The 23,570-nt window shown below is 64.5% G+C and carries 18 protein-coding genes, 1 tRNA gene and 3 pseudogenes; 7 read left to right on the plus strand and 15 right to left on the minus strand.

All coding sequences use genetic code 11. From position 1 onward, the window contains the following. Position 1 precedes the first annotated feature (1 nt). Complete coding sequence (locus AUC69_RS12120; protein ID WP_083239395.1) at positions 2 to 565, minus strand: universal stress protein; 564 nt, start codon at positions 563 to 565, stop codon at positions 2 to 4. Then, positions 553 to 834, minus strand: coding sequence for an adenine nucleotide alpha hydrolase family protein (locus AUC69_RS12125; protein WP_069442374.1), 282 nt, complete (start codon positions 832 to 834; stop codon positions 553 to 555). The genes AUC69_RS12120 and AUC69_RS12125 overlap by 13 nt, the downstream gene beginning before the upstream one ends. Positions 835 to 1,055: 221 nt before the next feature. Between AUC69_RS12125 and bufA2 the strand changes: the two genes are divergently transcribed. From bufA2 to AUC69_RS12140, 3 genes are all read left to right on the plus strand, one after another. Then, positions 1,056 to 1,310 carry a BufA2 family periplasmic bufferin-type metallophore gene (bufA2, locus tag AUC69_RS12130; protein WP_069442375.1) on the plus strand — a complete coding sequence of 85 codons (255 nt, stop codon included), beginning with the start codon at positions 1,056 to 1,058 and terminating at the stop codon, positions 1,308 to 1,310. A 97-nt stretch (positions 1,311 to 1,407) separates the two neighbouring features. Then, positions 1,408 to 2,262, plus strand: coding sequence for an MNIO family bufferin maturase (gene bufB / locus AUC69_RS12135; protein ID WP_069442376.1), 855 nt, complete (start codon positions 1,408 to 1,410; stop codon positions 2,260 to 2,262). Next, positions 2,259 to 3,098, plus strand: a complete 840-nt coding sequence (locus tag AUC69_RS12140) for an HvfC/BufC N-terminal domain-containing protein (RefSeq protein ID WP_069442377.1) — start codon at positions 2,259 to 2,261, stop codon at positions 3,096 to 3,098. The genes bufB and AUC69_RS12140 overlap by 4 nt, the downstream gene beginning before the upstream one ends. On the opposite strand, the gene AUC69_RS12145 is transcribed toward AUC69_RS12140, so the two are convergent. The 3 genes from AUC69_RS12145 to AUC69_RS12155 form a co-directional block, all read right to left on the minus strand. Then, complete coding sequence (locus AUC69_RS12145; protein WP_069442378.1) at positions 3,052 to 3,870, minus strand: YdcF family protein; 819 nt, start codon at positions 3,868 to 3,870, stop codon at positions 3,052 to 3,054. The two genes, AUC69_RS12140 and AUC69_RS12145, sit on opposite strands and share 47 nt — an antisense overlap. Positions 3,871 to 3,886: 16 nt before the next feature. After that, positions 3,887 to 5,266, minus strand: a complete 1,380-nt coding sequence (gene mgtE, locus AUC69_RS12150; protein ID WP_069442379.1) for a magnesium transporter — start codon at positions 5,264 to 5,266, stop codon at positions 3,887 to 3,889. A gap of 216 nt (positions 5,267 to 5,482) precedes the next feature. Continuing rightward, positions 5,483 to 5,569, minus strand: a tRNA-Leu gene (locus AUC69_RS12155). Positions 5,570 to 5,695: 126 nt separating this feature from the next. Here AUC69_RS12155 and lipB point away from each other — a divergent pair. Beyond that, on the plus strand, positions 5,696 to 6,346 hold the full coding sequence (gene lipB / locus AUC69_RS12160) for a lipoyl(octanoyl) transferase LipB (RefSeq protein ID WP_069442380.1): 651 nt from the start codon (positions 5,696 to 5,698) through the stop codon (positions 6,344 to 6,346). 5 nt (positions 6,347 to 6,351) lie between these two features. Here lipB and AUC69_RS12165 read toward each other — a convergent pair whose 3' ends face one another. The 9 genes and pseudogenes from AUC69_RS12165 to AUC69_RS12215 form a co-directional block, all read right to left on the minus strand. Next, positions 6,352 to 6,645, minus strand: coding sequence for an acylphosphatase (locus tag AUC69_RS12165; RefSeq protein WP_069442381.1), 294 nt, complete (start codon positions 6,643 to 6,645; stop codon positions 6,352 to 6,354). A 57-nt stretch (positions 6,646 to 6,702) separates the two neighbouring features. Further along, the gene (locus AUC69_RS12170; protein WP_069442382.1) at positions 6,703 to 8,718 is read right to left on the minus strand and encodes an acetyl-CoA carboxylase biotin carboxylase subunit; all 2,016 of its coding nucleotides are present in this window, start codon (positions 8,716 to 8,718) and stop codon (positions 6,703 to 6,705) included. A gap of 276 nt (positions 8,719 to 8,994) precedes the next feature. After that, positions 8,995 to 12,082, minus strand: a pseudogene (locus AUC69_RS19775) (efflux RND transporter permease subunit); the annotation flags it as partial. Between the two features lie 5 nt (positions 12,083 to 12,087). Further along, positions 12,088 to 13,263 (minus strand): efflux RND transporter periplasmic adaptor subunit, encoded by a 1,176-nt coding sequence (locus tag AUC69_RS12190; RefSeq protein ID WP_069442386.1) that lies wholly within the window; start codon positions 13,261 to 13,263, stop codon positions 12,088 to 12,090. Positions 13,264 to 13,427: 164 nt separating this feature from the next. Beyond that, the gene (locus AUC69_RS12195; RefSeq protein WP_083239397.1) at positions 13,428 to 13,712 is read right to left on the minus strand and encodes a YARHG domain-containing protein; all 285 of its coding nucleotides are present in this window, start codon (positions 13,710 to 13,712) and stop codon (positions 13,428 to 13,430) included. 117 nt (positions 13,713 to 13,829) lie between these two features. Further along, positions 13,830 to 15,515: a L,D-transpeptidase scaffold domain-containing protein gene (locus tag AUC69_RS12200; protein WP_069442387.1), complete on the minus strand. Its 1,686-nt coding sequence runs from the start codon at positions 15,513 to 15,515 to the stop codon at positions 13,830 to 13,832. A 75-nt stretch (positions 15,516 to 15,590) separates the two neighbouring features. Beyond that, a pseudogene (locus AUC69_RS12205) lies at positions 15,591 to 16,223 on the minus strand (hypothetical protein); the annotation flags it as partial. Positions 16,224 to 16,489: 266 nt separating this feature from the next. Continuing rightward, positions 16,490 to 16,888 carry an EF-hand domain-containing protein gene (locus AUC69_RS12210; protein WP_069442389.1) on the minus strand — a complete coding sequence of 133 codons (399 nt, stop codon included), beginning with the start codon at positions 16,886 to 16,888 and terminating at the stop codon, positions 16,490 to 16,492. Positions 16,889 to 17,181: 293 nt separating this feature from the next. Then, complete coding sequence (locus tag AUC69_RS12215) at positions 17,182 to 17,457, minus strand: hypothetical protein (protein ID WP_069442390.1); 276 nt, start codon at positions 17,455 to 17,457, stop codon at positions 17,182 to 17,184. A 285-nt stretch (positions 17,458 to 17,742) separates the two neighbouring features. On the opposite strand from AUC69_RS12215, the gene AUC69_RS12220 reads away from it, so the two are divergent. The 3 genes and pseudogenes from AUC69_RS12220 to eutC all read left to right on the plus strand — a co-directional run bounded on the left by AUC69_RS12220 (position 17,743) and on the right by eutC (position 21,521). Further along, on the plus strand, positions 17,743 to 19,227 hold the full coding sequence (locus AUC69_RS12220) for an amino acid permease (protein ID WP_069442391.1): 1,485 nt from the start codon (positions 17,743 to 17,745) through the stop codon (positions 19,225 to 19,227). A gap of 88 nt (positions 19,228 to 19,315) precedes the next feature. Further along, a pseudogene (locus tag AUC69_RS12225) lies at positions 19,316 to 20,699 on the plus strand (ethanolamine ammonia-lyase subunit EutB). 9 nt (positions 20,700 to 20,708) lie between these two features. Continuing rightward, the gene (gene eutC / locus AUC69_RS12230) at positions 20,709 to 21,521 is read left to right on the plus strand and encodes an ethanolamine ammonia-lyase subunit EutC (RefSeq protein WP_069442392.1); all 813 of its coding nucleotides are present in this window, start codon (positions 20,709 to 20,711) and stop codon (positions 21,519 to 21,521) included. A gap of 1 nt (position 21,522) precedes the next feature. Here the strand turns inward: eutC and AUC69_RS12235 are convergent, their stop codons facing one another. Continuing rightward, positions 21,523 to 23,364 (minus strand): ABC-F family ATP-binding cassette domain-containing protein, encoded by a 1,842-nt coding sequence (locus tag AUC69_RS12235; RefSeq protein WP_069442393.1) that lies wholly within the window; start codon positions 23,362 to 23,364, stop codon positions 21,523 to 21,525. Between the last annotated feature and the right edge of the window lie 206 nt (positions 23,365 to 23,570).

Here is a 23,570-nt window from a genome sequence, read left to right on the forward strand (position 1 = left end):
GTCAGTGCGCCATGAAGAGCGGGATGTTTGCTTCCTCGAGCATGGTGAGCGTCACTCCGCCCAGGATGAACTCGCGCCAGCGGGAATGGTGAAACGCGCCCATGACGATCATGTCCGCCTCGAGCGATTTCGCCTGCGATAACAGCAAGCGCCCGACATCGCCCTCGCCCGTCGGCACCCGCACCACGTCTACCGACACGCCGTGGCGCTCCAAATGAGACATCATGTAGTCGACCGGCGGTGCGTCCTTCTCGGCGGCGCCATCGGCAACCCCGACCAGCACCACCACGCGCTTGGCCGGCTTGAGGAAGGTGAGCGCGTCATTGAGCGCGCGCGGCCTCGGCGCTGCGTCCCAGGCGGCCACGATGGTGCCATCGAGCGCCACCTCGCTCAGTCCTGCCGGCACGATGATGACGGGGCGCCCCGAGGCGAACAGGCATCGCTCCACAAGCGCATATTGGCCGACGAGAGGATCGCCGTCGCGCGGCTGTCCAAGAATCGTCACGTCCACCTGGCGCGCGAAATAGGCGAAGTCGTGCGGGAACTCCTCGCTCATGCCTTGCATGAGCCGTCCCTCGGCGCTGACGCCCGCGGCGGCGGCGCACGCCTGAACCGTTCCAGAGCCGCCTCACCTTGCGCCTTCACGTCCTGCAACACGCCGCTCATGTCGGCGAAACCGACATCGGCGCCGTAAAGCGGCAGCAGCGCCCTCGGGGCAAAGGCGAGCCCAATGAGATGGGCATCCTGCTCCTTGGCCAGCGCCACGGCGAACGCGACGCGCGCCTTGGCCGCCTCCGTGCCGTCCACATAAACAATGATGTCGTTGTAGCTCATGTCGGTCTCCCGGCGCGATCATAGCCCGCCGTCTTCCGCACCGGTATGGGCGATGGCGCGTTATGCAGGGCCGAATTGCTACTTCCTGCGCGCGGTCACGGGCCCGCACGAACTGTCACAGAGCTTTGAACAGGCGTGACGCAAGGGCTCATGGGATGGGGGCTATAGATTCTGCGTGGCCCTGCGCCACGCGAACCCGAACTAATCTCAAGGAGAGGACCATGAAGCTCAATCGCAAATCCGGCGCGACGATCGCCATGACGGCAGCCGCCATGCTCATTACTGGCACGTTGGCCAGTACCGCCATGGCCGAGACGGTCAAGGGTCAGTGCTTCGGCGTCAACGGCTGCAAGGGCCAAGGCGCGTGCAAGGGTGCCAGCAACGACTGCAAGGGCCACAATGCATGCAAGGGCAAGGGCTGGCTGTCGATGACCGAAGAAGACTGCACCAATCAGGGCGGCACCTACAAGAGCTAAGGCTCACGATGCATCGGGGCCGGGCGCTTTTAGGCGGCCGGCCTCGATGCAAAAACGCCGTTCTCAAGCTAAGATCCCATGCGAGAAGGAGCGCGCCATGACCGATCATAAGCCCCCTTATCTCGGCTTCGGCTTGGGACTTCGGCCCCAGCATTACGAAGAGATCCTTGGCGGCAATCCCGCCATCGACTGGTTCGAGGTGATCTCGGAAAATTACATGATTCCCGGCGGCCAGCCGCTGCGCATCCTGGACCAGATCCGCGAGCGCTATCCGGTCGTGATGCATGGCGTATCCATGTCGATTGCCTCCACCGCCCCCCTCGACACGGAATATCTCGTGGCACTGAAGACCCTCGCCGACCGCGTCGAGCCGAAATGGATTTCCGATCATCTCTGCTGGACCGGCGTGCACGGCGTGAATCTGCACGATCTCCTGCCGATTCCCTACACCGAGGAGGCTCTCGGCCACGTGGTCGATCGCGTGAAGCAGGTGCAGGACGTTCTCGGCCGTCGCCTCACACTGGAGAACGTGTCGAGCTACGTCACCTTCGGCCAATCGGAGATGAGCGAGTGGGAGTTCGTCAGCGAGGTCGCCAAGCGCGCCGATTGCTGGCTCCTGTTCGACGTCAACAATGTCTATGTGAGCTCCTTCAACCACGGCTTCTCCACGGATGATTTCCTCCATGGCGTGCCTCGTGACCGTATCGTCCAGTTCCATGTCGCCGGTCATAGCCACGAGGAAAGTCACATCATCGATACCCACGATCATCCGGTGTGCCCCGAGGTGTGGGATTTCTATCGTGAGGCGGTCGCCCATTTCGGGCCGATCTCGACCATGATCGAGCGCGACGACAACATTCCGCCGCTCGCCGAGGTGGTCGCCGAGCTCGACATCGCACGTCAGATTGCCCGTGAGGTGCGGGACGGCGCGCAACTCACAGCAGCCGAATGACCAGCCTCAAGGAACTTCAGGAGAGCTTCCAGGCCGGCATCCTCGCCGGGGACGACGCCATTCTGGGCGAGGTCAACGACAGCGCCCGCGAAGAGCGCACAATTTTGTTCGGCGTCTACCGCAACGCCTATGTGCTGCGCCTCGCCGAGATTCTCAGCACCGACTACGAACAGGTTCACGCTTATCTGGGGGACGCTGGGTTCTCCAAGCTGGCGAAGGACTACATTGCCGCCAACCCGTCCGATCAGCGCAATGCGCGATGGTTCGGGCGTCACCTTCCGGCCTTTGCCCGGAAGACCGCGCCGTTCGCCGATCATCCTGAAGTGGCCGAGATCGCCGCCCTCGAAAAGGCGCTCTCCGACGCCTTCGACGGCCCCGATGCCGCGCCGCTTGCTCTTGAGGCCCTGGCGGCTATTCCGGGCGAGGATTGGCCGCGTCTGGTGTTCGAGCCGCACCCCACGGCGATCCGCCTCACGTTTCATACCAACGCCACCGAACAATGGACCGCGCTCAAGGCCGAGACCGCCCCGCCGCCGCCTGCACGCTTGCCGGAGCCGCAAGCGCTGCTGGTCTGGCGGCAAGACTTCATGGCGCGCTTCCGGCCCTTGGATGCCGAAGAGGCCATGATGTGGAACGAAGCCGCCAAGGGCGTCGGCTTCGGCGTGCTGTGCGAGATGGTGGCGACCTTCGGCGGCGAGGACGAGGCAGAGCTTCGCGCTGCGACTTATCTTAGGGGGTGGATCGACTTGGGGCTGCTGGCCGGCTGCCGGCTCGAGGCGGATCGCCCGCCTAGTCTTTCTCCGGCCCCGGGAACAGCGCATCCGTCCGCCCCGTGATCCAATAGGCCAAGAGACCGACCCATTCGCGGCTCGTCACGTCCACCCGCCGCAAGCCCTCCGAGACCTTGTCGAACGGCCGCATGGCATCCTCGGGCCCCCTGGTGCGGTAATCCACCGGCCACGGCTCGACGGTGAAGCCCGCTGCGCGGAACGCGCCCATCGAGCGGGGCATATGATAGGCGGAGGTGATCAGCAGCCAGCGCTTGGATGGGTCTAGCTCCCCTTTCGCCGCCAGCTCCTTCTTGAGGAACACCGCGTTCTCGTAGGTATCGCGTGCATCGGACTCGAGGATGAGCCGGTCGCGGGGCACGCCGAGCTGGGTGAGAAGGGCTGCTGCGCCCTCCGCCTCGCTATCGGCCTTGTAGAGGATTCCGGCATCGCCGCCGGAGAAGGCGATTTTGGCGTCCGGGAAGCGGTGGGCGAGGATCGCGCCCTCCAGCAGACGCTCGCCTGCCTCGTTCAGCGTCGGTGCCTTGCGCGCGCTACCCACCAGCCGGTCCTCCGCGCCGCCGAGGATGATGATGCCGGTGGGCGGCGGCGGCACGTCGAGATCCGCACGTGGGAACCGGTCCTCAAGTGGCACGATCAGCGCGTTGCCGAGCGGCGATAGGCCGGCGACAAGGAGCAGGATAGCGCCGATGGTGACGAAACGGCGTCCCCAACGGGCCCAGCCGGTCCAAATGAGAATAGCGCCGTAGCCGATCAGCAGCGCAATCAGCGTCGACGGCTGCAGCACGAACCACACCGCCTTAGCGAGATAAAAGAACATCGCCCCCCCTACGCCCCTACACTAACCATAATGCGGCCAGTCCGAGAAAGGCGAAGAAGCCCACGACATCCGTGACGGTGGTGACGAACACGCCGGACGCAATCGCCGGATCGAGATCGAGCTCCTCGAGCCCCAGGGGAATGAGGATGCCGGCGAGCGCCGCGGCGAACAGGTTGACCACCATGGCGACCCCGATCACCAGCCCCAGCGTGTCGCTCCCGAACCAGAAATAGGCAATCGCCGCCATGATAAGGGCGAACAAGATTCCGTTCAGCAGGCCGACCGCGGATTCGCGCATGATGATCCTGACGGCGTTGACCGGACCGAGATCCTGTGTCGCCAGCGCTCGCACTGCCACCGTCATGGTCTGCGTCCCGGCATTGCCGCCCATGGAGGCCACGATCGGCATGAGCACGGCGAGTGCCACCATCTGCTCGATGGTCGCCTCGAACAGGCTGATCACATAGGACGCCAAAATGGCGGTCACCAGATTGGCGGCGAGCCAGGTGAACCGGAGCCGTGTCGTCTCCCACACCGTGTCGCTGACGGACTCGCCGGCGACACCACCCATGCGCAGGATGTCCTCCGATGCCTCCTCCTGAACCACCTCGACCACGTCGTCGGCGGTGATGACCCCCACCAGGCGCTTGTCCTGGTCGACCACCGGGGCTGATGTGAGATTGTAGCGCTCGAACTGGCGCGCCACTTCCTCCTGATCGGAGTCGACGGGGATGGGGCGGATATCCTCGCGGGTGATGGATTCGATCGTCGTCGGCCGCCGGGACCGCAGCAGGCGGTTCAGCGCCACCGAGCCGATCAGGTGATAGGCGGGATCGACGACGAAGATCTCATAGAAGCGGTCCGGGAGATCCTGGGCCACGCGCATATAGTCGATGGTCTGGCCAACAGACCAAAAGGGCGGCACGGCGATGAGATCGGTCTGCATGATGCGGCCGGCGGAGTCTTCCGGGTATTCCAGGCTCCGCTGCAGCGCGATCCGCTCGAAATAGGGCAGCTTGGCGAGAATGTCGGTCTGATCTTCCTTGTCCAGATCCTCGAGCAGATAAACCGCTTCGTCCGAGTCGAGCTGTTGCAGCGCCTCGGCCACCTGCTCCGGAGGCATGTCCTCCAGGACCTGGTCGCGCACCGCTTCGTCAAGCTCGGGCAGCGCGGCCGCCTTGAAGTCCTCGCCGAGTGTCGCGATGAGGCCCGCGCGCTCCTCGGGACGGAGCACCTGGATGAGATCGGCGAGATCGGCTTCGTGCAGGTCGAGGGTGAGCGCCCGCGCCCGCGGCGCGTCGCCTTCCTCGAGCGCGGTCGAGACGGCGTGGAGGAAGTCGGAGCGAATGTCTCCGTCCTCGTCGCGCAGTTGAACCTCGCTTGCGGCGTCCTGCATCGCCCGTCCGATCGCTGGGTTTGTAGGCTTCGAGCTGGAAGAGCACGACTCTGGGCAAGCGGCACCCGCGCTCGTCGACTCGCGCACGCCCGCTTCCGGCCTGTGATATCAGGCCAGCCGCGTCATGCCTATGCCGGTAAAATAAAGGAGGGAGTTCGTCCCCCAAATCGGGGGAGGATCATCCCCGCCGGCCCCCCGAAGGGGACCGGAGAGAGGTGGTGCGGTCGAGAAGACTCGAACTTCCACGGGAGTTACCCCACAGCGACCTCAACGCTGCGCGTCTACCAATTCCGCCACGACCGCAAAAAATTCGGAAAAGCTCCGCCTCGGATATGGCGATATGCCACCCCGCAGGCAAGCAATCCTAGGGCCCGCTGCCTTACCAAACCTGTCCCAGAGGTGCAAGGTTTGCTCTAGGATATATCGCCCATGACGTTTTCGGCCCCCATAGCTTCTTCGACGACCCGGCCTGCCCCTCTGGAATGGATCGCCGCTCCCGCGCCGGTCTCCTATGAGACGGCGCTCGCCGCCATGGATGCGCGCGCGGCCGCCATCGCCGACGAAGCGGCCTCGGAGTGCGTCTGGCTGCTGGAGCACCCGCCCCTCTACACCGCCGGCACCAGCGCCAGCGACGACGAACTGCTGGAGCCCGGACGATTGCCCGTGTTTAAGACCGGCCGCGGCGGGCGCTACACCTATCACGGCCCCGGCCAGCGTATCGCCTATGTCATGGTCGATCTCACCCCCCGAGGCCGCGACGTCAGGGCCTATGTCGCAGGTCTCGAATCCTGGCTGATCGCCACGCTGGCGCGGCTCGGAGTCGAAGGCGAGCGGCGGTCCGGCGCGGTCGGCATCTTCGTGGACGGCGCGAAGATCGCGTCCATCGGTGTGCGCGTGCGCCGCTGGGTGACGCTGCATGGGGTCAGCCTGAACGTCGACCCGGAGCTTTCGCATTTCGCCGGCATCGTACCCTGCGGTCTCCAGGACACGCCGGTCACCAGCCTTGCCGCGCTCGGCGCCGAGACCGACATGGCGCGCGTCGACGAAGCGTTGCGCGCGAGCTTCTTGGAGACCTTCTGAGGAGGCTACCAGTTGTCCGTGGCGAGCACCTTGAAGCCGGACGGGGCCGAGCCCCCTTCGTCGGCGATCATCACGCGCGTGACCTTGGCGTCTGGCGGACCGTCGGCGCAAGCGCGGAGCATCGCGTCGACTTTATCGGTGGGGCCTGAGAACACCGCCTCGACGCTGCCGTCCGCGCGGTTGCGCACCCAGCCGTCAAGGCCCAGCGATCGGGCGGTCTGTTCGGTCCAGGCACGATAATAGACGCCCTGCACCCGACCTTCGATCCTCACCGTCACCGTGCGCTGCGTGTCCGCCATCGGCCAAGCATGCCCAAACGGAGTACGAATTCCAACCGGCGCGATGACGCCCGCGCGCTACTCGAATTCGAGGATCACCGCGTCGACATTGAGGCTGTCGCCGGGCTCGGCGAGAATCTTGGAGACCTTGCCGTCGCGCTCGGCCTTGAGCACGTTCTCCATCTTCATCGCCTCGACGACGCACAGCGTATCGCCGGCCGCCACCTCCTGGCCTACCTCCACGGCGAGCGACACCACGAGACCCGGCATCGGGCACAGCAGAAGCTTCGACGTATCGGGCTTCTCCTTGACCGGCATCAGGGCCATGAGCTCGCCCTCGCGCTCGGTCAGGACTCGCGCCGCCGCCTCGACGCCTCGCGAGGTGAGCATCACCCCATTGAGGATCGGGCGCACCTGCACCGCCGACTGCTCGCCACCAATCGTGCCTTCCCAAACGGGCTCGCCGAACCACCAGGACGAGTTGACCTCGATGTGCCGAACCTTCTCGCCCGTCCCCTCGCCGCCCAGCGTCACGGTCATGGGATAGTCACGCCCCTCGACGCTCACCCGGATCAGCTCCTCGCCGAGCTCGACCAGGCGCACCTCGCAGAAGCGCACGGGCTCGCCGTGCATCTGCTGGGTGATCAGGCGGCGGCGCTTGTTGGAGAGATGATCGATGCTTCCGGCGACGGCTACCAAGGCATCACGCACCTTGCCTTCCGGCACGGGCGGATGGAAGCCGTCGGGAAACTCCTCGGCGATGAACTTGGTGGAGATCTTGCCGTCTCGCCAGCGGCTGTTCCGCATGATCACGGCGAGGAACGGGATGTTGTGACGGAAACCGTCGATGGCGAAGGAGTCGAGCGCGCGGCCCATTTGTTTGATGGCGTCGAGCCGCTTCGGCGCGTGGGTCACGAGCTTGGCGATCATCGGGTCGTAATAGACCGAGATCTCGCCGCCCTCCTCCACGCCCGTATCGAGCCGCGTGGTGACGCCGTCCACGGTGCCGAGCTCCGGCGGCCGGAAGCGCACGAGCCGTCCGGTCGACGGCATGAAGTTGCGAACCGGATCCTCGGCATAGATGCGCGACTCGATCGCCGAGCCGGTGAGCTTCACGTCCTTCTGCTTGATGGCGAGCTTCTCGCCGGACGCGACCTTCAGCATCTGCTCGACGAGATCGAGTCCGGTCACCAGCTCGGTCACCGGATGCTCCACCTGGAGGCGCGTATTCATCTCCAGGAAGTAGAAGTTGCGGTCCTTGTCGACGATGAACTCGACCGTGCCGGCGGAGTCGTAGTGCACCGCCTTGGCCAGTGCCACCGCTTCCGCGCCCATCGCCTCGCGCGTCTTGGCGTCGATGAACGGGCTCGGCGCCTCCTCGATGACTTTCTGATTGCGCCGCTGGATCGAGCACTCGCGCTCGCCGAGATGGATGACATTGCCGTGCTTGTCGCCAAGCACCTGGATCTCGATGTGGCGCGGCTCCTCGATATATTTCTCGATGAACACGCGGTCGTCGCCGAAGCTCGACTTGGCTTCCGACTGGGACGAGGTGAAGCCCTCGGCCACCTCCTTTTGGCTATAGGCGATACGCATGCCCTTGCCACCGCCGCCCGCAGAGGCTTTGATCATCACCGGATAGCCGATCTCGTCGGCGATCTTCGTCGCTTCCTTAGCGTCCTTGATGACGCCGAGATGGCCCGGCACCGTCGAGACCTTGGCCTTGGCCGCGAGCTTCTTGGATTCGATCTTGTCGCCCATCGCCTCGATGGCTTTGGGATTGGGCCCGACAAACAGGATGCCGGCCTCTTTCAGCGCCTTGGCGAAAGCGCGTTCTCCGACAGGATCCGTAGCCGGATGGATGGCGTCCGCGCCCGTCTCCTTGGCGGCGGCGATGATCTTGTCCATGACGAGATAGGATTGCGCCGCAGCCGCCGGACCGATGGCCACGGCCTCGTCGGCCATGTCCACGTGGAGCGCGTCGCGGTCCGCCTCGGAATAGACGGCAACGGTCGCGATCCCGAGCCGCTTGGCGGTCCGGATAATGCGGCAGGCGATTTCCCCCCGATTGGCGATAAGAAGCTTTTTGATCATTGGTCCCCGGCCCGGTTTTGCTCAGGCTTTCTAGAGGCAAGCCGGGGGCGAGTAAACCAGCGAGACCGCTTTGGCGGCCCTATTCGGCCGCCGACGGCAGGCCCTTGCGGCGGGGCCGGCGGGCGCCGCCCTTTCGCGCCTGTCTCTTGCCCGCAGAGGGGGGGTTGGCGGTTTTCGACCGGACTGGGCCTCGGCGGCCGCGGGGCCAGGAGGCGTCTCCTCCTGCGTTTCCTCGGCTTCGGCCGGGAACAGAACCCCCGCCTCGGCAGCCGCATCCAGCTCGGTGAGCGCCTCTTTCGAGGGCTCGGGCGCGGCCGTCCCCCTGGCCCTCGCCTTTTGGTGGTCTCTGGCCAGATAGGTGTAGATCGTCGGGGTCACGAACAGGGTGAACAGCGTGCCGATGGTCATGCCGGCGGCGATGACCACGCCGATGCTGAACCGCGCCGCGGCGCCCGCGCCGCCTGGCGATGAGCAGCGCACCATGGCCACCACCGTCGCCGCCGTGGTCATCAGGATGGGCCGCAAGCGGATGGCGGCCGCGTGCTCGATGGCGTCGGCCGGGCATAGCCGTCGTCCTCCTGGAGCTTGTTGGCGAAATCCACCATGAGGATGCCGTGCTTGGCGATCAGACCGATCAGGCAGACGAAACCGATCTGCGTGTAGATGTTGATGCTGGCGAGCCCCAGATTCATCGGCAGCAGCGCGCCGAAGATCGACGTCGGCAGCGCGATCAGGATGATGAACGGATCGCGGAAGCTCTCATACTGCGCCGCGAGCACGAGATAGATGATCACCAGCGCGAAGATGAAGGTATAGACGAGCGTATTGCCCTCCTGCACGAACTGGCGGCTTTCGCCTTGCCAGTCGTAGGTGAAGCCTTCCGGAAAGCTCGTCGCCGCCTTCTTCTCCAGGAACTCGATCGCCTCGCCCACGGTGCGTCCCGGAAACGGCACCGCCGTCAGCGTGGCCGAGTTGAGCTGTTGGAAATTGGTCAGCGCGTTGGGCTGCACCGTCTTCGTCACCGTGGCGACATTCGATAGCTGCACGAGATCGCCGGAGCTGGTGCGGATCTGGTAGCGGGTCAGCCAGTTCTCGGTATCGCGGAACTCGCGCGGCACCTGCGGAATGACGCGATAGCTGCGCCCATAGAGGTCGAACAGATTGACGTAGTTGCCGCCGAGCAAGGTCGCGAGCGAGTTGCCTACATCGGCCATGCTGATGCCCAGACGGTTCGCTTTATCATGGTCGATATGGAACTCGATTTGCGGCGTCTGAAACCGCAGATCGGAGTCGGAGAAGATGAAAAGCCCGCTCTCCTTGGCCGACTTTTCGACATCCGCCAGCACCTCGGCAAGCTGCTCGAAGTCATGCGTGGTGGTGATGACGAACTGAATGGGCGGCCCCCCGGTCGATCCCGGCAAGGCGGGCGGCGAGAATGAGATGGCTTGCGCCGTGGCCAGCGCGTCGATGCGCGGCGACAACTCCTGCAACACCTGCGCCTGATTGCGGTCGCGCTCGCCCCAAGGCTTGAGCAAGATGCCGGCGAAGCTTGATGCACGTCGCCCATCCCGTTGATGGTGAAGACATGCTCCTTTTCCGCGACGGTGCTGTAAGCGCGGTAGAGTTGCTGGGTCGCGTCCTCGAGATAATCGAGATTGGCGTATTGCGGCGTCTTCACCAGGGTGAACAGGATGCCCTGATCCTCTTCCGGTGCCAGTTCCCGCTGGGTCGTCATATAGAGAAGACCGGTGGCAGCCATCACGCCCAGCAGCACGAGAACGACAACGGGGCGGAATTTCAGCGTCCCGTGCAGGCGGCGTTGATAGCGCCCCTTGAGACTGTCGAATCTGCGGTCGAGCCAAGCCGTGAGTCCGCCGGGCCCGCCCGCCTGTTTCGCCTTGAGCAGCTTCGAGCACATCATCGGCGACAGCGTCAGCGCGATCACGCCCGACACCACGACGGCACCGGCGAGCGTGAAGGCGAATTCCCGGAATAGCGCCCCCGTGAGCCCCGACACGAAGGCGATCGGCGCGAACACCGCGGCCAGCGTGATGGTCATGGCGATGACCGGGTAGACGATTTCGCGCGCGCCGAGCAGTGCCGCATCGAATGGGGACTTACCCTCCTCGATATGCCGGTAGATGTTCTCCACCACGACGATGGCGTCGTCGACCACCCCGATGGCGAGCACAAGCGCCAGCAGCGTCATCAGGTTGATGGAGTAGCCGAGCGCCAGCAGCAGCGCGAGCACCCCAACGAGCGACAAAGGGATGGTGACGATGGGAATGATGGTCGAGCGGAGATTGCCCAAGAACAGAAAAATCACGACCACGACGATGATCGCCGCCTCGCCCAGCGTCTTCACCACCTCCCATAACGACGCGCGGATGAAATTTGTGGCGTCGTAGGCAATGGCAGCTTCGAGCCCGGGCGGCAGGTCGTTTTGGATCTCCGGGAACTCTTTGCGCACATCGGTGATCACCGTGAGCGGGTTCGCCGTGGGTGTCGCGTAGACGCCGATGAACACGGCCTTCAGCCCGTCGAAGACCGACGAGGAGTCCGCGTTCTCAGGGCCGAGCTCGATGGCGGCGATCTCCCGCAAATGGACGAGCGAGTCGCCGCGGGTCAGAACCACGAGTCGGCCGAACGCCTCCGGATCGCTGAGCGAGGTCTTGGCGTCGATATTGGTCTGGATGAAGTCGCCCTTCACCTGTCCCGGCGCCGACGTGAAGTTATTGTCCGCCAGCGCCTTGCGCACGTCGAGCGGCGTCACACCGAGCGCCGCCATGCGGTCGGGGTCGAGCCAGATGCGCATGGAGAACACCTGACCGCCGAGCATCTGCGCGTTGGCCACGCCGTTGATGGTCTGCAGCCTGGGCTGCACCACGCGCTGGATATAGTCGCTGATCTGCGACGAGTTCATCACGTCCGAGTTGAAGGAAAGATACATCAGCGCGTAGCCGTCGCCGGTCTGCTTGGTGACGACGGAGTCGTTCGCCTCGCGTGGCAGAATGCTCTTCACCTGAGCGAGCTTCGACAACACGTCGGTCATCGCCCGGTCCGGATCGGCATCGAGCTTCAGGTTGAGCGTGACCGTGCTCGTATTCTGCGTCGAGGACGCCGTCAGCGTGTCGATGCCTTCGGTGCTGGCCACCGCCTGCTGAATCGGCACGGTGATGAAGCCCTGAATGAGATCGGCATTGGCGCCGGGATAGGTCGTCAGCACGGTGATCGTCGTGTTGGACAGCTCGGGATATTGCCGGATGGGCAGCTTGAAGCCGGCTTGCGCGCCGACCAGCAGGATGAGCAGGCTCACCACGGTGGCGAGCACCGGCCTTTTGATGAAGAGATCGGTGAAGCTCATGGGGCCTACTGCCTCGGCAGCTCCGCCGGCGGCTTCAACGCATCGGCGTTATCGATCTTGACCGCGGCGCCGGGCTGCAATTTCAGCTGGCCGCTGGTGACCACAACCTCCCCGGCCTTGACCCCTTCCAGGATAGCGACCTGCCCTTCTTGCGTCGGCCCGACGCGCACGAAACGGCGCTCGACCGTGAGTTTGGCCTCTCGGTCGGCGCATCGGCGGCCACGGCAGCCCCCGCTTCCGCCGCCGCGGTGGGCGCAGGCTCGGGCGCTCCCTCTTTCACCACCCAGACGCTGTCGCCATAGAGGCTGTAGGTCAGCGCCGTACGCGGTACCGTCACCAGCTCCTTTGGGTCGCGCGAGCACGTCGACTTCCGCGAACATCCCCGGCAGCAGCTTGCGATCGGGATTGGCGAGCCTCCCGCGCACCAGGAGCGTGCGGCTTTCCTTGCTGAGACGGGCGTCGAACGCCTCGACCTCGCCGGCGAACACGCGGCCTGCATAGGTATCCACGGTCAGCTCGATCTTGGCGCCGACCTTGAACTTGTCGACCTCGCTCTCGGGCACGGGAAAGTCGATCCAGATCGGATCGAGCGCCTGGAGCCAGACCAGCGAGGTTCCCGGCGACACATATTGACCCTTGTCCACTTGGCGCAGACCAAGTTGCCCGGAGAACGGCGCGGTGATGGTCTTCTGCGCGATCAGCGCCTCGGTCCGCTCGACCGCCGCCACCGCCGAGTCACGCTTGGCTGTCGCGGATTCGAGCGTCGCCTGGGAGCTGACCTCCCGCTTCACCAGACTGTCCTGCCGCTCGAGATTGAGTTCAGCCTCTTGCAGCAACGCTTTGTGGTTCTTGAGGTCGGCCTGTTCGACCGAGATATCGAGCTGGACCAGCTTCTGGCCCTTCTTCACGTCGTCGCCGCTGTCGAAATAATAGGCGCTGACGATGCCGCCGACTTCCGGCGCCACCTCGACGCCTTCGATGGCGATCAGCGTGCCGATCGAATGCACGCGGTCGGTCCAGCTCTCGAGCTTGGCCGGCTCGGCCGTCACGGTCGCCGCCGGCGGTGCCATCTTGGACACGAAGTCGGCGATCATCGCCGGCTTGAAGACGAGGTTGAAATAGGCCACCGCCCCGAGAAACAGGGCGATGATCACACCGGCGATGAGAAGGCGCTTAAGCATGGCCGTAGGGTGTTGCCCGGGCTCCATGACAGGACGATTGCAGTATCGGCCTAGCCTTGGGGCAAAACTGCGCCCTCGAGGAGCGCCAGAGACACCGGGATAGCAGCCTCTTCGGCGTTTGGAAACCAGCTCGACAAAGACCGGCGAACGCTAGCTCGCCTCGCTCACAGACAGCCGAGCTGCCTCTCGCGCTTCTTGATCGCGAGCACGCGGCTCTTGTCAGCGCCGGACATCGGCATGGTGGCGGCATTGTCGTAGAGACAGCCGGCATTGCCGAAATAGTTGATCGCCTTGCTCGTCTTGAAGCAGTAGCCGTTGGCCTTGTAGATGGCGTTGCGCTGGACCCACAGGTCGGAGCACACGCCAGCATAGGCCGGCGCAGACATCGCCAAGCTCGCCCCTGCCGCACCGAGAAAACCCATCAACATCAAGACATTACGCGAGCGCATCGACACCTCCTGGGAGAAGAACAGAGCCCGACGATACCGCCGTGGCGCCGCGACTGGAACGGGAGTCTGTGAGCGTCCTCACAAAAGCGCAATATAGAAAAATGGCTCGCGGCGAGCCTAATCGCCGAGGAAGCCGAGCGAACTGGAAATACCCGTGCCGCCGCCCGTGTTCCGGGCCGGCGCCGAGGACGCGACCGCCCCGGACGACGACCGCTTCGGCTCCGGCGGCGGCACCGGGAAACCGTCGGCGGTGCCGAACATCACCACCGCCATCTTGCGGTCGATGCCGTACAGGTCGCCGAACGTGGAGATCTTCCCTTCGTCGTCCACCACCGCGGTGAAATAGGTCGTGTGGACCGGCAGCTTCTGCTCGACGCTCACCGCCCTATTGACGCCCTTGTCCCACAGCTCCTTGACCTTGCTCGCTTCCAGCTTCTGGTCCTCGGCCAGCAGCACCTCGGCGAACTGCCGCGGCTTCTGCATGCGCACGCAGCCATAGCCGATATCGCGACGCTCCTCCTTGAACACCTTCTGCCGGTAGGACAGCGTGTCGTGCATGTAGACGATGTGCTTGTTGGGATAGAGGAACTTGGCCTTGCCGAGCACGTTCTTCGGCCCCGATTTCTGCGAGAACGTGTAGCTGTGAATGTTGACCCGGTTCCAATCGACCTTGGTCGGATCCACCGGCTTGCCCTGATAGCTAACCCGCAGCTTATTGGCTTTGAGGATGTTGAAGTATTTTCGTCGCAACGCCGGCAGCAGCTTGTCCTGCAGCACAGACGGCGGCGCGACCCAATCCGGATTGAACACCACTGTCTTCATGTCGGCTGAGAAGATCGGCGTCGGATAGCCGATCGTGCCGACCAGCGTCTTGTCCCGGAAGATCGTCTCCCCGTCCTTGACCACGTAAAGCATGAACTCCGGCGTGTTGAGCCACACATAGATCGGGCTCAACGACTCGGGCATGTACCGCCAGCGCTCCATATTCATGACGATGCGCTTGATGCCGGTGGCGCTCGCCTTGGCGCCTTCTTTCTCCGCATCGCGCGCCTTGAGAAGTGCCTGCCGCAACCGCACGAACTGCTCGTGGCTTGGATGCAGAGAGCGGAGATAGGCATCCGGCGCGCTCGTCATGCCGATCTCGGCGATGACCGTCTTCGGATCCCGCAAGGGCGGGGTCTGGTCGAGCAGATCGCTGATGGCCGCCGGGTCGTACCGTCCGCCCCGCGCAAACCGCGCATATTTCAAGATGGCGAGGTCGAGCGCGATCTCGGCTTGTGCTTGAGCCTCGTCGTTCGCAGGGAGCGCGCCGGCGGACGGCAGGGCGAAGGCTTTCGCCTCGAGGCCCCAATCGTCCGCCTTCTCGATCTCGAACAGGGCCGCTTGCGCGCGGGCCGTAAAGCCCATCTCGGTGATCCACAAGGGCGCATCGTTCCAAGCTTCATAGAAATCCCGCAGCGCCGCCACGTCGTCCGCTTCGGCGCCTTTGCCGATGTCCGGGCTGGCGAGCTTCTCACGGATGATCGCCACGATCGGATGCGGCGGCGGCGCGTCCGCGACCGCCACGGGCGGTGGCTCGGTGGCCGGTGTCTCCGTTGTGGCTGGGGATTCAGGTGTTGCCGCAGCATCTGGCCCGGCCATGGTTTCGGATTGCGTGCCCGCTTGGCCGGGAGGCGAAGCCGCCTCGGCACTTGGCGCGACGTTGGGCGTGGCCTCCGCCTCGGCACGTACCGGACCCATGGCCGCCAAGCTCAACGCTTGGACCAGACAGCATAGACCGGCGATGAGAAAGCCCCGGCGCATCCCCTACCCCTTAGAGACTGCCGGGAATTTACCGCGATAGCGGTCCATTCGGCCACCCCTGATGGGCGACGGCGCCTAGCCGAACGCAGTCGGGCCCGCCCCTTGCGGCATGGCGTCGGCCCGGGCTGGGCTCGTGTTGAGGATGGCGGCGAGTTCATCGAGCGCCACCAGGATGTCGTTCAGCGCCCCGGACACTTCCTCGGCCTGCGCGGCGACCAGATCGTCGCCGAAGGAATAGTCCTCCAGCAACTCCAGCGCGCGCTCCAGGAAGCGGACCGCGTCCTCGTGCTTCTTGATGTGGTTCTTGATGGCAAGCTCGTGCCAGTCCAACACCCCGGCCACCAGGTTGCCTTCCCCTCGCCCCTTCCTCTTGGTCCGGGCACGCAGAGCCGCCAGCCGCTCGGCGGCGCGCTTCTGATGGGTGATGCTTCCCTTTCGGTCGGCGATGTCCTGGCGGATCGCCTGCTCGATCAGCGCGCCGACGTCCATCGCCGCCAAGTCGTGCTCTGCATGGATCACGAGGCCGAGCTTCTCGGCGATGATCTCGATGGCGCCGCCGTCGAAATTGTCGGGCCGCGGCGGATCGATCTCGCCGGTCTCGTCATATTTGACCCGGCTCTCCGCGTCCGACAGCACGGCATAGGCCGTGACCAGCTCGTTGAAGGCCTTGACCGTCCCGCCGCTGTCCGGATGCGCGGTCTTGGCCTTGCGCCGGTAGGTTTGTGGATGTCTTTCCGGCCTGCCGTCCGCTTCAGGCCCAGAATCTCATAGAGGTCGGTCAACGGCTCCCCCGCCGGCACAAATCGCGGCTAGCCCATAGGAAGCCACGCATCAGTCTTAAAAACCGTTAATCTCTCATGGCGGGGGTTTGTGTCCTGCTAATGGCAGCAGTCCGGGAACCGTGGCCCAGACGGCCGCCCGGGGCTGCGAGCCAATGCCCGCGCCCCGGACTCCGTAAATCTCAGTCCGAAAGACTATTTGTAGATCAGCTTGAGCAGCTCCTGACCGGCAGGCGAATCGAGCTCCTTTTGATCGATCGTGCCGTCGTCGTCCGGATTGGCGGCTTCGAACTTCTCCTTCACCAGCGCCATGTACTCGGCCTCGTCGAGCGAGTCGTCGTCCGGATCGGCCTTGTCGAGACCGTCGGCATCGAGCATGCCCTGGAGTTCGTCCGCTTCGAGCGTGTTGTCGCCATCGGTGTTGATGGCCTGCCACACCTTCTTGGCGCCGGCTTCGGCTTCAGGAAGGTCGATCGTGCCGTCGTCGTCCGGATCGAGAGCCTTCATCGCCGCAGAACTGTCAGCGAGCGCAATGCCGCCCGTCAAGAACAGTGCCGTCGCCGCAATCGAAAGAGCTTGAACAACCTTCGCCATATTCTTTCTCCTAGTCTCCTCGGGGGATTCGACAGTGTCCGGAGAACCTACGGCAAAGCTGAAGGTTCCATATGGCAATCTCCGTAGGAAGATTGGTAATAAATGTCGGGACTGGCTGTGAAGTGCCACGAAGGGACAGAGCGAAGAAGAGACGAAGGGAAGCTTGGTCTAACTGGTGAATATTGTTGGACCTGCTAAAATTCTACGCATCTTGCGGGCTCTCAAACGTAAACGGCCGGGCGTAACCCGGCCGTAAGACGCAAATCGCGATCAGCGCCCGCGGCGCATGGAGGCTAGTCCAGTGTGTGCTTCCAGCGCTGTGTCGCGCGTGCCTTGGTGACCTCACCCGAATCGACCAGGGTCTTCACGCACCGTTGCGAGAGGTTCTTGCCAACCTGGTCCATGCACTTGCGCAAGCCGGGATCATTTATCGCGTAGGCACCGCAATATCTCTTGTAGTCGGTCTTGCAGGCGCCCTTCACCGCAGCCGTGATCTCCGCTGCGGCGGGGAAGGACAGCGCGGTGAGCGCGGAAGCGACAACAAGCGCTGATAGAATTTTCGTTGGCATCTTAGGCACTCTCCAAAGTTCCTTGCTTGATGGCGCAGGCGACAGCGTTTCCCCATGCGCCAACGCCTCGGCGGCTGACGGGAGATTAGCAAGAGCAGCCCGTCACTTACAGGGGGCATATTGTAACATATTATTTCTCGGAGGGGCCGGCACCACACCCCTTCCCCACCAGTAATAATTGTGATGGCGGCTCATCAATACCGCTTTCTCGGAGCCCCGGGCAGGATTACGCTCGTCTCATGCCTCAAATGTTGGCGAGGCATTGTCTTGCACAAGGAGACGGCAATGGCTGAGCTTCGGGGGGCTGGTGGAGTTGCTTACAGGAAGGTAGAAGCGGGTTATTTCGAGAAGCGAGGGTTTCGACGCTACGCGGGCGTTTGGTCGCTCTGGGCACTTGGCGTCGGCGCGGTCATCTCAGGGCACTATTCAGGTTGGAACCTAGGACTTTCGACCGGCGGCTGGGGCGGCATGCTCGCCGCCGCCGGCATCATCATGGTCATGTATCTCGGCCTCGTCTTTTCCATCGCCGAGATGGCGCCGGCGCTGCCCCATACAGGCGCCGCTTACTCCTTCGCCCGCTCGGCCATGGGACCGTGGGGCGGGTTCATCACCGGGCTCTGCGAGAATGTCGAATATGTACTGACCCCGGCGGTCATCGTGTTCTTCATCGGCTCCTATCTCGGGGCGATCTTCGACACGCCAGCGTCCTTCCAGCCCGTATGGTGGGCTCTCATGTATGCGATATTCCTCGCCCTTAACATCGTGGGCGTGGAGTTGTCGTTCCGCGTCACGCTCGTGGTGACGCTGGCCGCGCTGGCCATCCTCATTATCTTCTGGGTCAGCGCCATTCCGCATATCGACTTCAGCCGCTGGGCGTTGAACATCGCGCCGGACGGAAGCGAACTGCCCGAGGGCAACGGTCCGTACTTCCCGTTCGGGATCTACGGCGTGTTCGCGACGCTGCCCTTTGCCGTGTGGCTGTTCCTCGCCATCGAGCAGTTGCCGCTCGCAGCCGAGGAATCGATCGATCCGAAGCGCGATATGCCCAGGGGCATTATTCTCGGCATCGTCACGCTGATCATCTCGGCGACCATGATCGTCTTTCTCAACCCATCGGTGATCGGGGTCGGCTCATTCGCTCTCGGCCAGTCCGGCGAGCCACTGCTCGACGGCTTCCGCGCCATCTATGGCGACAGCGCCGCGAAGGTTCTCGCCTTCGTCGCGGTGATCGGGCTGATCGCGAGCTTCCACACGATCATCTATGCGAAGGGACGGCAGATCTACTCACTGTCACGGGCCGGCTATTTTCCGACCGTCCTGTCGGTCACCCATGGTGGCTATAAGACGCCGCACGTGGCCATGATCAGTGGCGCCCTTCTCGCCCTCGCGGTTATGCTGATCGTGTGGTTCAGCTTGGGATCCGAACAAGGCTCCGCCATCATCGGTGGAACGCTGCTGAACATGGCCGTGTTCGGCGCCATGTTCTCCTACATCCTCCAGGCGATATCGTTCATCATGCTGCGGCGCAACCTGCCGAATATCGAGCGGCCCTTTAGAAGCCCGCTCGGCATCCCGGGCGCCGTCCTGACGATCGTCATCGGCCTCGTGACGGTGTTCTTCCAACTTTCCGACCCCACCTACCGGGTCGGCGTCATCGCCGTCGCCTGCTGGTTCGTACTTGGCATCCTCTACTTCGCGCTGTTCGCGCGGCACCGGATGATTCTGTCTCCGGAAGAGGAATTCGCCATGGAGCACCAGAAGAAGGGATAAGATGGGCCTGGGCGGCCGCCGGTAGCGGCGGCCGCCTCCAGGCGAAGCCACGCCGCTGCGGAAGCGGTCCAACAGGTGACGTCGCGCAATGCGGTATTCCCACGCCGTCGGCGGGCACATATACAATTTCGACTCGCTCAAGGACTTGCTCGCCAAGGCCAGCCCGGCGCGCTCCGGCGCTATCTCGCGGGCGCGCGGCGGGCGACGACGAGGAGCGCGTGGCGGCGCAGATGGCTCTTGCCGACACGCCGCTCACCACTTTCTTGAGCGATGTGTGGTGCCTTACGAAGACGACGAGGTGACACGCTCATCGTCGACGATCAGACGCCAAGGCCTTCCCGCCGATTGCCCATCTCACCGTTGGCGCCTTTCGTGACTGGCTCTTGTCGGACGCGGCCAGCGAGCCGTCGCTGCGCGCGCTCGCGCCCGGGCTCACGCCCGAGATCGTCGCCGCCGTCTCCAAGATCTGCCGCGTGCAGGACTTGATCCTCGTCGCCCAGAAATGCCGCGTGGTGACGAAGTTCCGCAACACGATCGGTTTGGAAAAGCGCCTGTCCACTCGCCTCCAGCCCAACCATCCCACGGACGATCCCACAGGCATCGCCGCCAGCATCGTCGATGGCCTGATGTATGGCAGCGGCGACGCCGTCATCGGCATCAACCCGGCGACCGACAGCATCGCCGCGGTCACCACGCTGATCGAGATGCTGGACGAGATCATCCGGCGCTACGCCATCCCGACCCAGTCCTGCATTCTCACTCATGTGACGACCAGCATCGAGGCGATCAACCGCGGTGCGCCGATCGATTTGGTCTTCCAGTCGATCGCCGGAACCGAAGCGGCGAATTCCAGCTTCGGCGTCAACCTCGCCATCCTCCAGGAAGGCCGCGAGGCCGCCCTCGGTCTCCAGCGCGGCACCGTCGGCGACGACGTGATGTATTTCGAGACCGGCCAAGGCAGCGCGCTGTCGGCCAACGCCCACCATGGCGTCGATCAACAAACCCTCGAAGCGCGCGCCTACGCCGTCGCCCGCAAGTTCAAGCCGCTCTTGGTCAACACCGTCGTCGGCTTCATCGGGCCCGAATATCTCTATGACGGCCGCCAGATCGTGCGCGCCGGTCTGGAGGACCATTTCTGCGGCAAGCTGCTCGGCGTGCCGATGGGCTGCGACATTTGCTATACCAACCACGCCGAAGCCGATCAGAACGACATGGACGTGCTGCTGACGCTGCTGGCGGCCGCCGGCGTCAGCTTCATCATGGGCATCCCCGGCTCCGACGACATCATGCTCAACTACCAGACCACCTCGTTCCACGACGCACTCTACGCCCGCAAGGTGTTGGGTCTGCGGCCCGCACCCGAGTTCGAGGATTGGCTCAAGACCATGGGCATCTTCGAGCAGGACGAGAGCGTCCGCCTTGCCGACAGCCTGCCCAAGCCGTTCCAACGCGCGCTGGCGCATCTTCATTGAGGACCGTCCGTGACCAACGATAAGCACGTCATCGTCGGCGCCGATCCCTGGAACAAGCTGCGCCGATACACGCCAGCGCGCATCGCGCTGGGTCATGCGGGCACCAGCATGCCGACCAAGCCGCATTTGGAATTCCAGCTTGCCCATGCGCGGGCGCGCGACGCGGTGCATCACGAGCTCGACATTCCAGCTTTGCAAGGCGCGCTTCAATCCCGCGGATACGAGACGATCCTGCTTCACTCGAGCGCCGAGAGCCGCCCGCATTATTTGCAGCGCCCCGACAAGGGCCGCCGCCTCGATGCAGACTCCCACGCAACGCTCGAGGCGAGCCCCCGCCCGGCGGAGCCTTATGACGTGGTCTTCGTTATCGGCGACGGCCTCTCGGCTCTTGCCATCGAGGAGAACGCCGCCAAGTTCCTCGATGCCATCATGCCGTCCCTGGTCAAGGACGGCTGGCGGATGGCGCCGCTCAGCATCGTCAAGGAGGCGCGCGTGGCGGTCGGCGACGAGGTCGGCGCAGCGCTGGGCGCCAAGATGGTCGTCATCCTCATCGGCGAACGGCCGGGCCTGAGTTCGCCGGACAGCATGGGCATCTACATGACGCTCAACCCGCGCGTCGCCGTGACCGATGAATCGCGCAACTGCATCTCCAATATCCGCCCGGGCGCCTCGGCTACGGACCACGCCGCCCACCGGCTGCTCTATTTGATGACCGAGGCGCGCCGTAGAGGCCTGTCGGGCGTCAAGCTGAAGGACGAGGCCGCCGCGCTGCCCAAGGCCGGTCCGGAGTCCGCCGACAATTTTCTCATCGACGAGCGCTGACTCACCGCGCGGGTGCCGCCACCCTCTCCTCCTCGATCGCCTCGCGCAACAGCTCCACCCGCAGCCATTCTTCCTCCGCCGCCGCGAGATCGGTCTGAGCCTTCGCCAAGGCATCGCTCGCCGCGGTGAACGCCTCGCGGTCACGCACGTAAAGATCCGGATCGGCCAGCACGCGCTCCAGCCGCCCGATCTCGTCGCCGAGCGCGGCGATGCGCTTGGGCGCCGTCTTCAACACATGCTGGTCGGTCGGGCTGAGACGCTTGCGTTGCGCCGGCGCGGCCTTTGCCGCGGTCTCGCGAGACGCCCGCTTGGCGACGGGCTCCTCCGCATCTGACGCGACGACGCCGTGGCCCCGTTGCGCCACCATGTCGGAATAGCCGCCCGCATACTCGACCAATTGCCCGTCGCCCTCGAAGGCCACCACCGAGGTCACGGTGCGGTCGAGAAAGTCGCGGTCATGGCTGACGAGCAGCACCGTTCCGGGATAGCTCGCCAGCATCTCCTGGAGCACGTCGAGCGTCTCCAGGTCGAGATCGTTGGTGGGCTCGTCCAGCACCAGCACATTGGACGGATGGGCCAGCGCCACCGCCAGCATCAGCCTCCCGCGCTCGCCGCCCGACAACGCCTTCACCGGCGTGCGCGCCTGCTCCGCGCTGAACAGAAAATCCTTCATGTAGCTGATGACGTGGCGGGCCTCGCCGTTGATGATCACCGTGTCGCCGCTGCCGTCGGTCAAGGTGGCCGAGACGCTGCGTTCGGGGTCGAGCCGTTCGCGGCGCTGATCCAGCGTCGCCACTTCCAAATTGGTGCCGAGCTTCACCTGTCCCGTGTCGGGGCTAAGCGCCCCCGTCAGCATGTTGATGAGCGTCGTCTTGCCGGCACCGTTAGGCCCGACGAAGCCGATCCGGTCACCGCGCGCGATCTTGATGTCGAAGTCGCGCACGAGATGCAGATCGCCATAGCTCTTGGAGATGCCCCGCGCCTCGATGACCTTGCGGCCGGTCTCGCCCGCCTCCTGCACTTCGAGCCTCACATCGGCCTGCACGCGGTTACGCTTGGCTTGCGTGCGCTCGCCGCGCAGCGACAGCAGCCCTTCGAGCCGCCGCTGGTTGCGCTTGCGCCGGGCGCTGACGCCGTAGCGCAGCCAATGCTCCTCGCGCACGATCTGGCGGTCCAGCTTGTGTCGGCCAAGCTCCTCCTCCTCGAGAATGCCGTCGCGCCAAGCCTCAAAGGCGGCGAAGCCTTGTTCCAGCCGCCGCGTGATGCCCCGGTCGAGCCACACGGTGGCTTGCGAGAGATTCTCCAGGAACCGCCGGTCATGGCTGATCAGCACCAGCGCCGCGCGCGAGTCCTTCAGCACCGCCTCCAATTGCTCGATGGCCACCACGTCGAGATGGTTGGTCGGCTCGTCCAGCAGCAGAATGTCGGGGTCTGGCGCCAGCACCTGAGCGAGCGCCGCCCGGCGTGCCTCGCCGCCCGAAAGGCGCTTGGGATCCTCCTGGCCGGTGAGCCCCAGGCTCTCCAGGAGATAGCGCGCCCGGTGCGGATCGTCGCCCGGCCCGAGCCCTGCCTCCACGAAGGCGCCCGTGCTGGCAAAGCCGGTCAGGTCCGGGTCCTGCGCCAGATAGCGCACCGGTGCGCCCGGCTGGAGGAAGCGGCTGCCACCGTCCGGCTCGATGAGCCCGGCGGCGATCTTGAGCAGGGTCGACTTACCCGAGCCATTGCGGCCGACCAGGCACAGCCGCTCACCCGCCCCGATCGACAGGGTCGCACCCTCCAGCAGCGGCGTGCTGCCGAAGCGGAGCGTGATGTCCTTGAGAAGGAGAAGCGGTGGCGGGGCCATGGGTTTCGGTGGCTTCTTTTGGAGGGGCTTGCTGGCTTGCGTTTTAGGGGATGCCCGCCTTTCCGGCTAGGCATGCTTCGCCGTCTCGCCGCGACAGTTCGCGCGAGCACGCCGAAGAGAGGAGGACTGCGGGGCGCCGGAGAGCCTGCGATCCTACTGCAGTGATAGGGCAGCCTCTCGGCGCCCCGCATCCGGCGATTGTTTTA

The organism is Methyloceanibacter superfactus (genome assembly GCF_001723305.1).
Lineage (GTDB): Bacteria > Pseudomonadota > Alphaproteobacteria > Rhizobiales > Methyloligellaceae > Methyloceanibacter > Methyloceanibacter superfactus.

Excerpts from the sequence above, each read along its gene's own strand:
- AUC69_RS12165 (WP_069442381.1), bottom strand. The coding sequence starts at position 6,645 with ATGGCGGACACGCAGCGCACGGTGACGGTGAGGATCGAAGGTCGGGTG.
- AUC69_RS12195 (WP_083239397.1), bottom strand. The coding sequence starts at position 13,712 with ATGCGCTCGCGTAATGTCTTGATGTTGATGGGTTTTCTCGGTGCGGCA.
- AUC69_RS12210 (WP_069442389.1), bottom strand. The coding sequence starts at position 16,888 with ATGGCGAAGGTTGTTCAAGCTCTTTCGATTGCGGCGACGGCACTGTTC.
- AUC69_RS12140 (WP_069442377.1), top strand. The coding sequence starts at position 2,259 with ATGACCAGCCTCAAGGAACTTCAGGAGAGCTTCCAGGCCGGCATCCTC.
- AUC69_RS12220 (WP_069442391.1), top strand. The coding sequence starts at position 17,743 with ATGGCTGAGCTTCGGGGGGCTGGTGGAGTTGCTTACAGGAAGGTAGAA.
- bufB (WP_069442376.1), top strand. The coding sequence starts at position 1,408 with ATGACCGATCATAAGCCCCCTTATCTCGGCTTCGGCTTGGGACTTCGG.
- AUC69_RS12125 (WP_069442374.1), bottom strand. The coding sequence starts at position 834 with ATGAGCTACAACGACATCATTGTTTATGTGGACGGCACGGAGGCGGCC.
- AUC69_RS12170 (WP_069442382.1), bottom strand. The coding sequence starts at position 8,718 with ATGATCAAAAAGCTTCTTATCGCCAATCGGGGGGAAATCGCCTGCCGC.
- AUC69_RS12200 (WP_069442387.1), bottom strand. The coding sequence starts at position 15,515 with ATGCGCCGGGGCTTTCTCATCGCCGGTCTATGCTGTCTGGTCCAAGCG.
- AUC69_RS12235 (WP_069442393.1), bottom strand. The coding sequence starts at position 23,364 with ATGGCCCCGCCACCGCTTCTCCTTCTCAAGGACATCACGCTCCGCTTC.
- AUC69_RS12120 (WP_083239395.1), bottom strand. The coding sequence starts at position 565 with ATGCAAGGCATGAGCGAGGAGTTCCCGCACGACTTCGCCTATTTCGCG.
- AUC69_RS12145 (WP_069442378.1), bottom strand. The coding sequence starts at position 3,870 with ATGTTCTTTTATCTCGCTAAGGCGGTGTGGTTCGTGCTGCAGCCGTCG.
- AUC69_RS12215 (WP_069442390.1), bottom strand. The coding sequence starts at position 17,457 with ATGCCAACGAAAATTCTATCAGCGCTTGTTGTCGCTTCCGCGCTCACC.
- mgtE (WP_069442379.1), bottom strand. The coding sequence starts at position 5,266 with ATGCAGGACGCCGCAAGCGAGGTTCAACTGCGCGACGAGGACGGAGAC.
- bufA2 (WP_069442375.1), top strand. The coding sequence starts at position 1,056 with ATGAAGCTCAATCGCAAATCCGGCGCGACGATCGCCATGACGGCAGCC.
- AUC69_RS12190 (WP_069442386.1), bottom strand. The coding sequence starts at position 13,263 with ATGCTTAAGCGCCTTCTCATCGCCGGTGTGATCATCGCCCTGTTTCTC.
- lipB (WP_069442380.1), top strand. The coding sequence starts at position 5,696 with ATGACGTTTTCGGCCCCCATAGCTTCTTCGACGACCCGGCCTGCCCCT.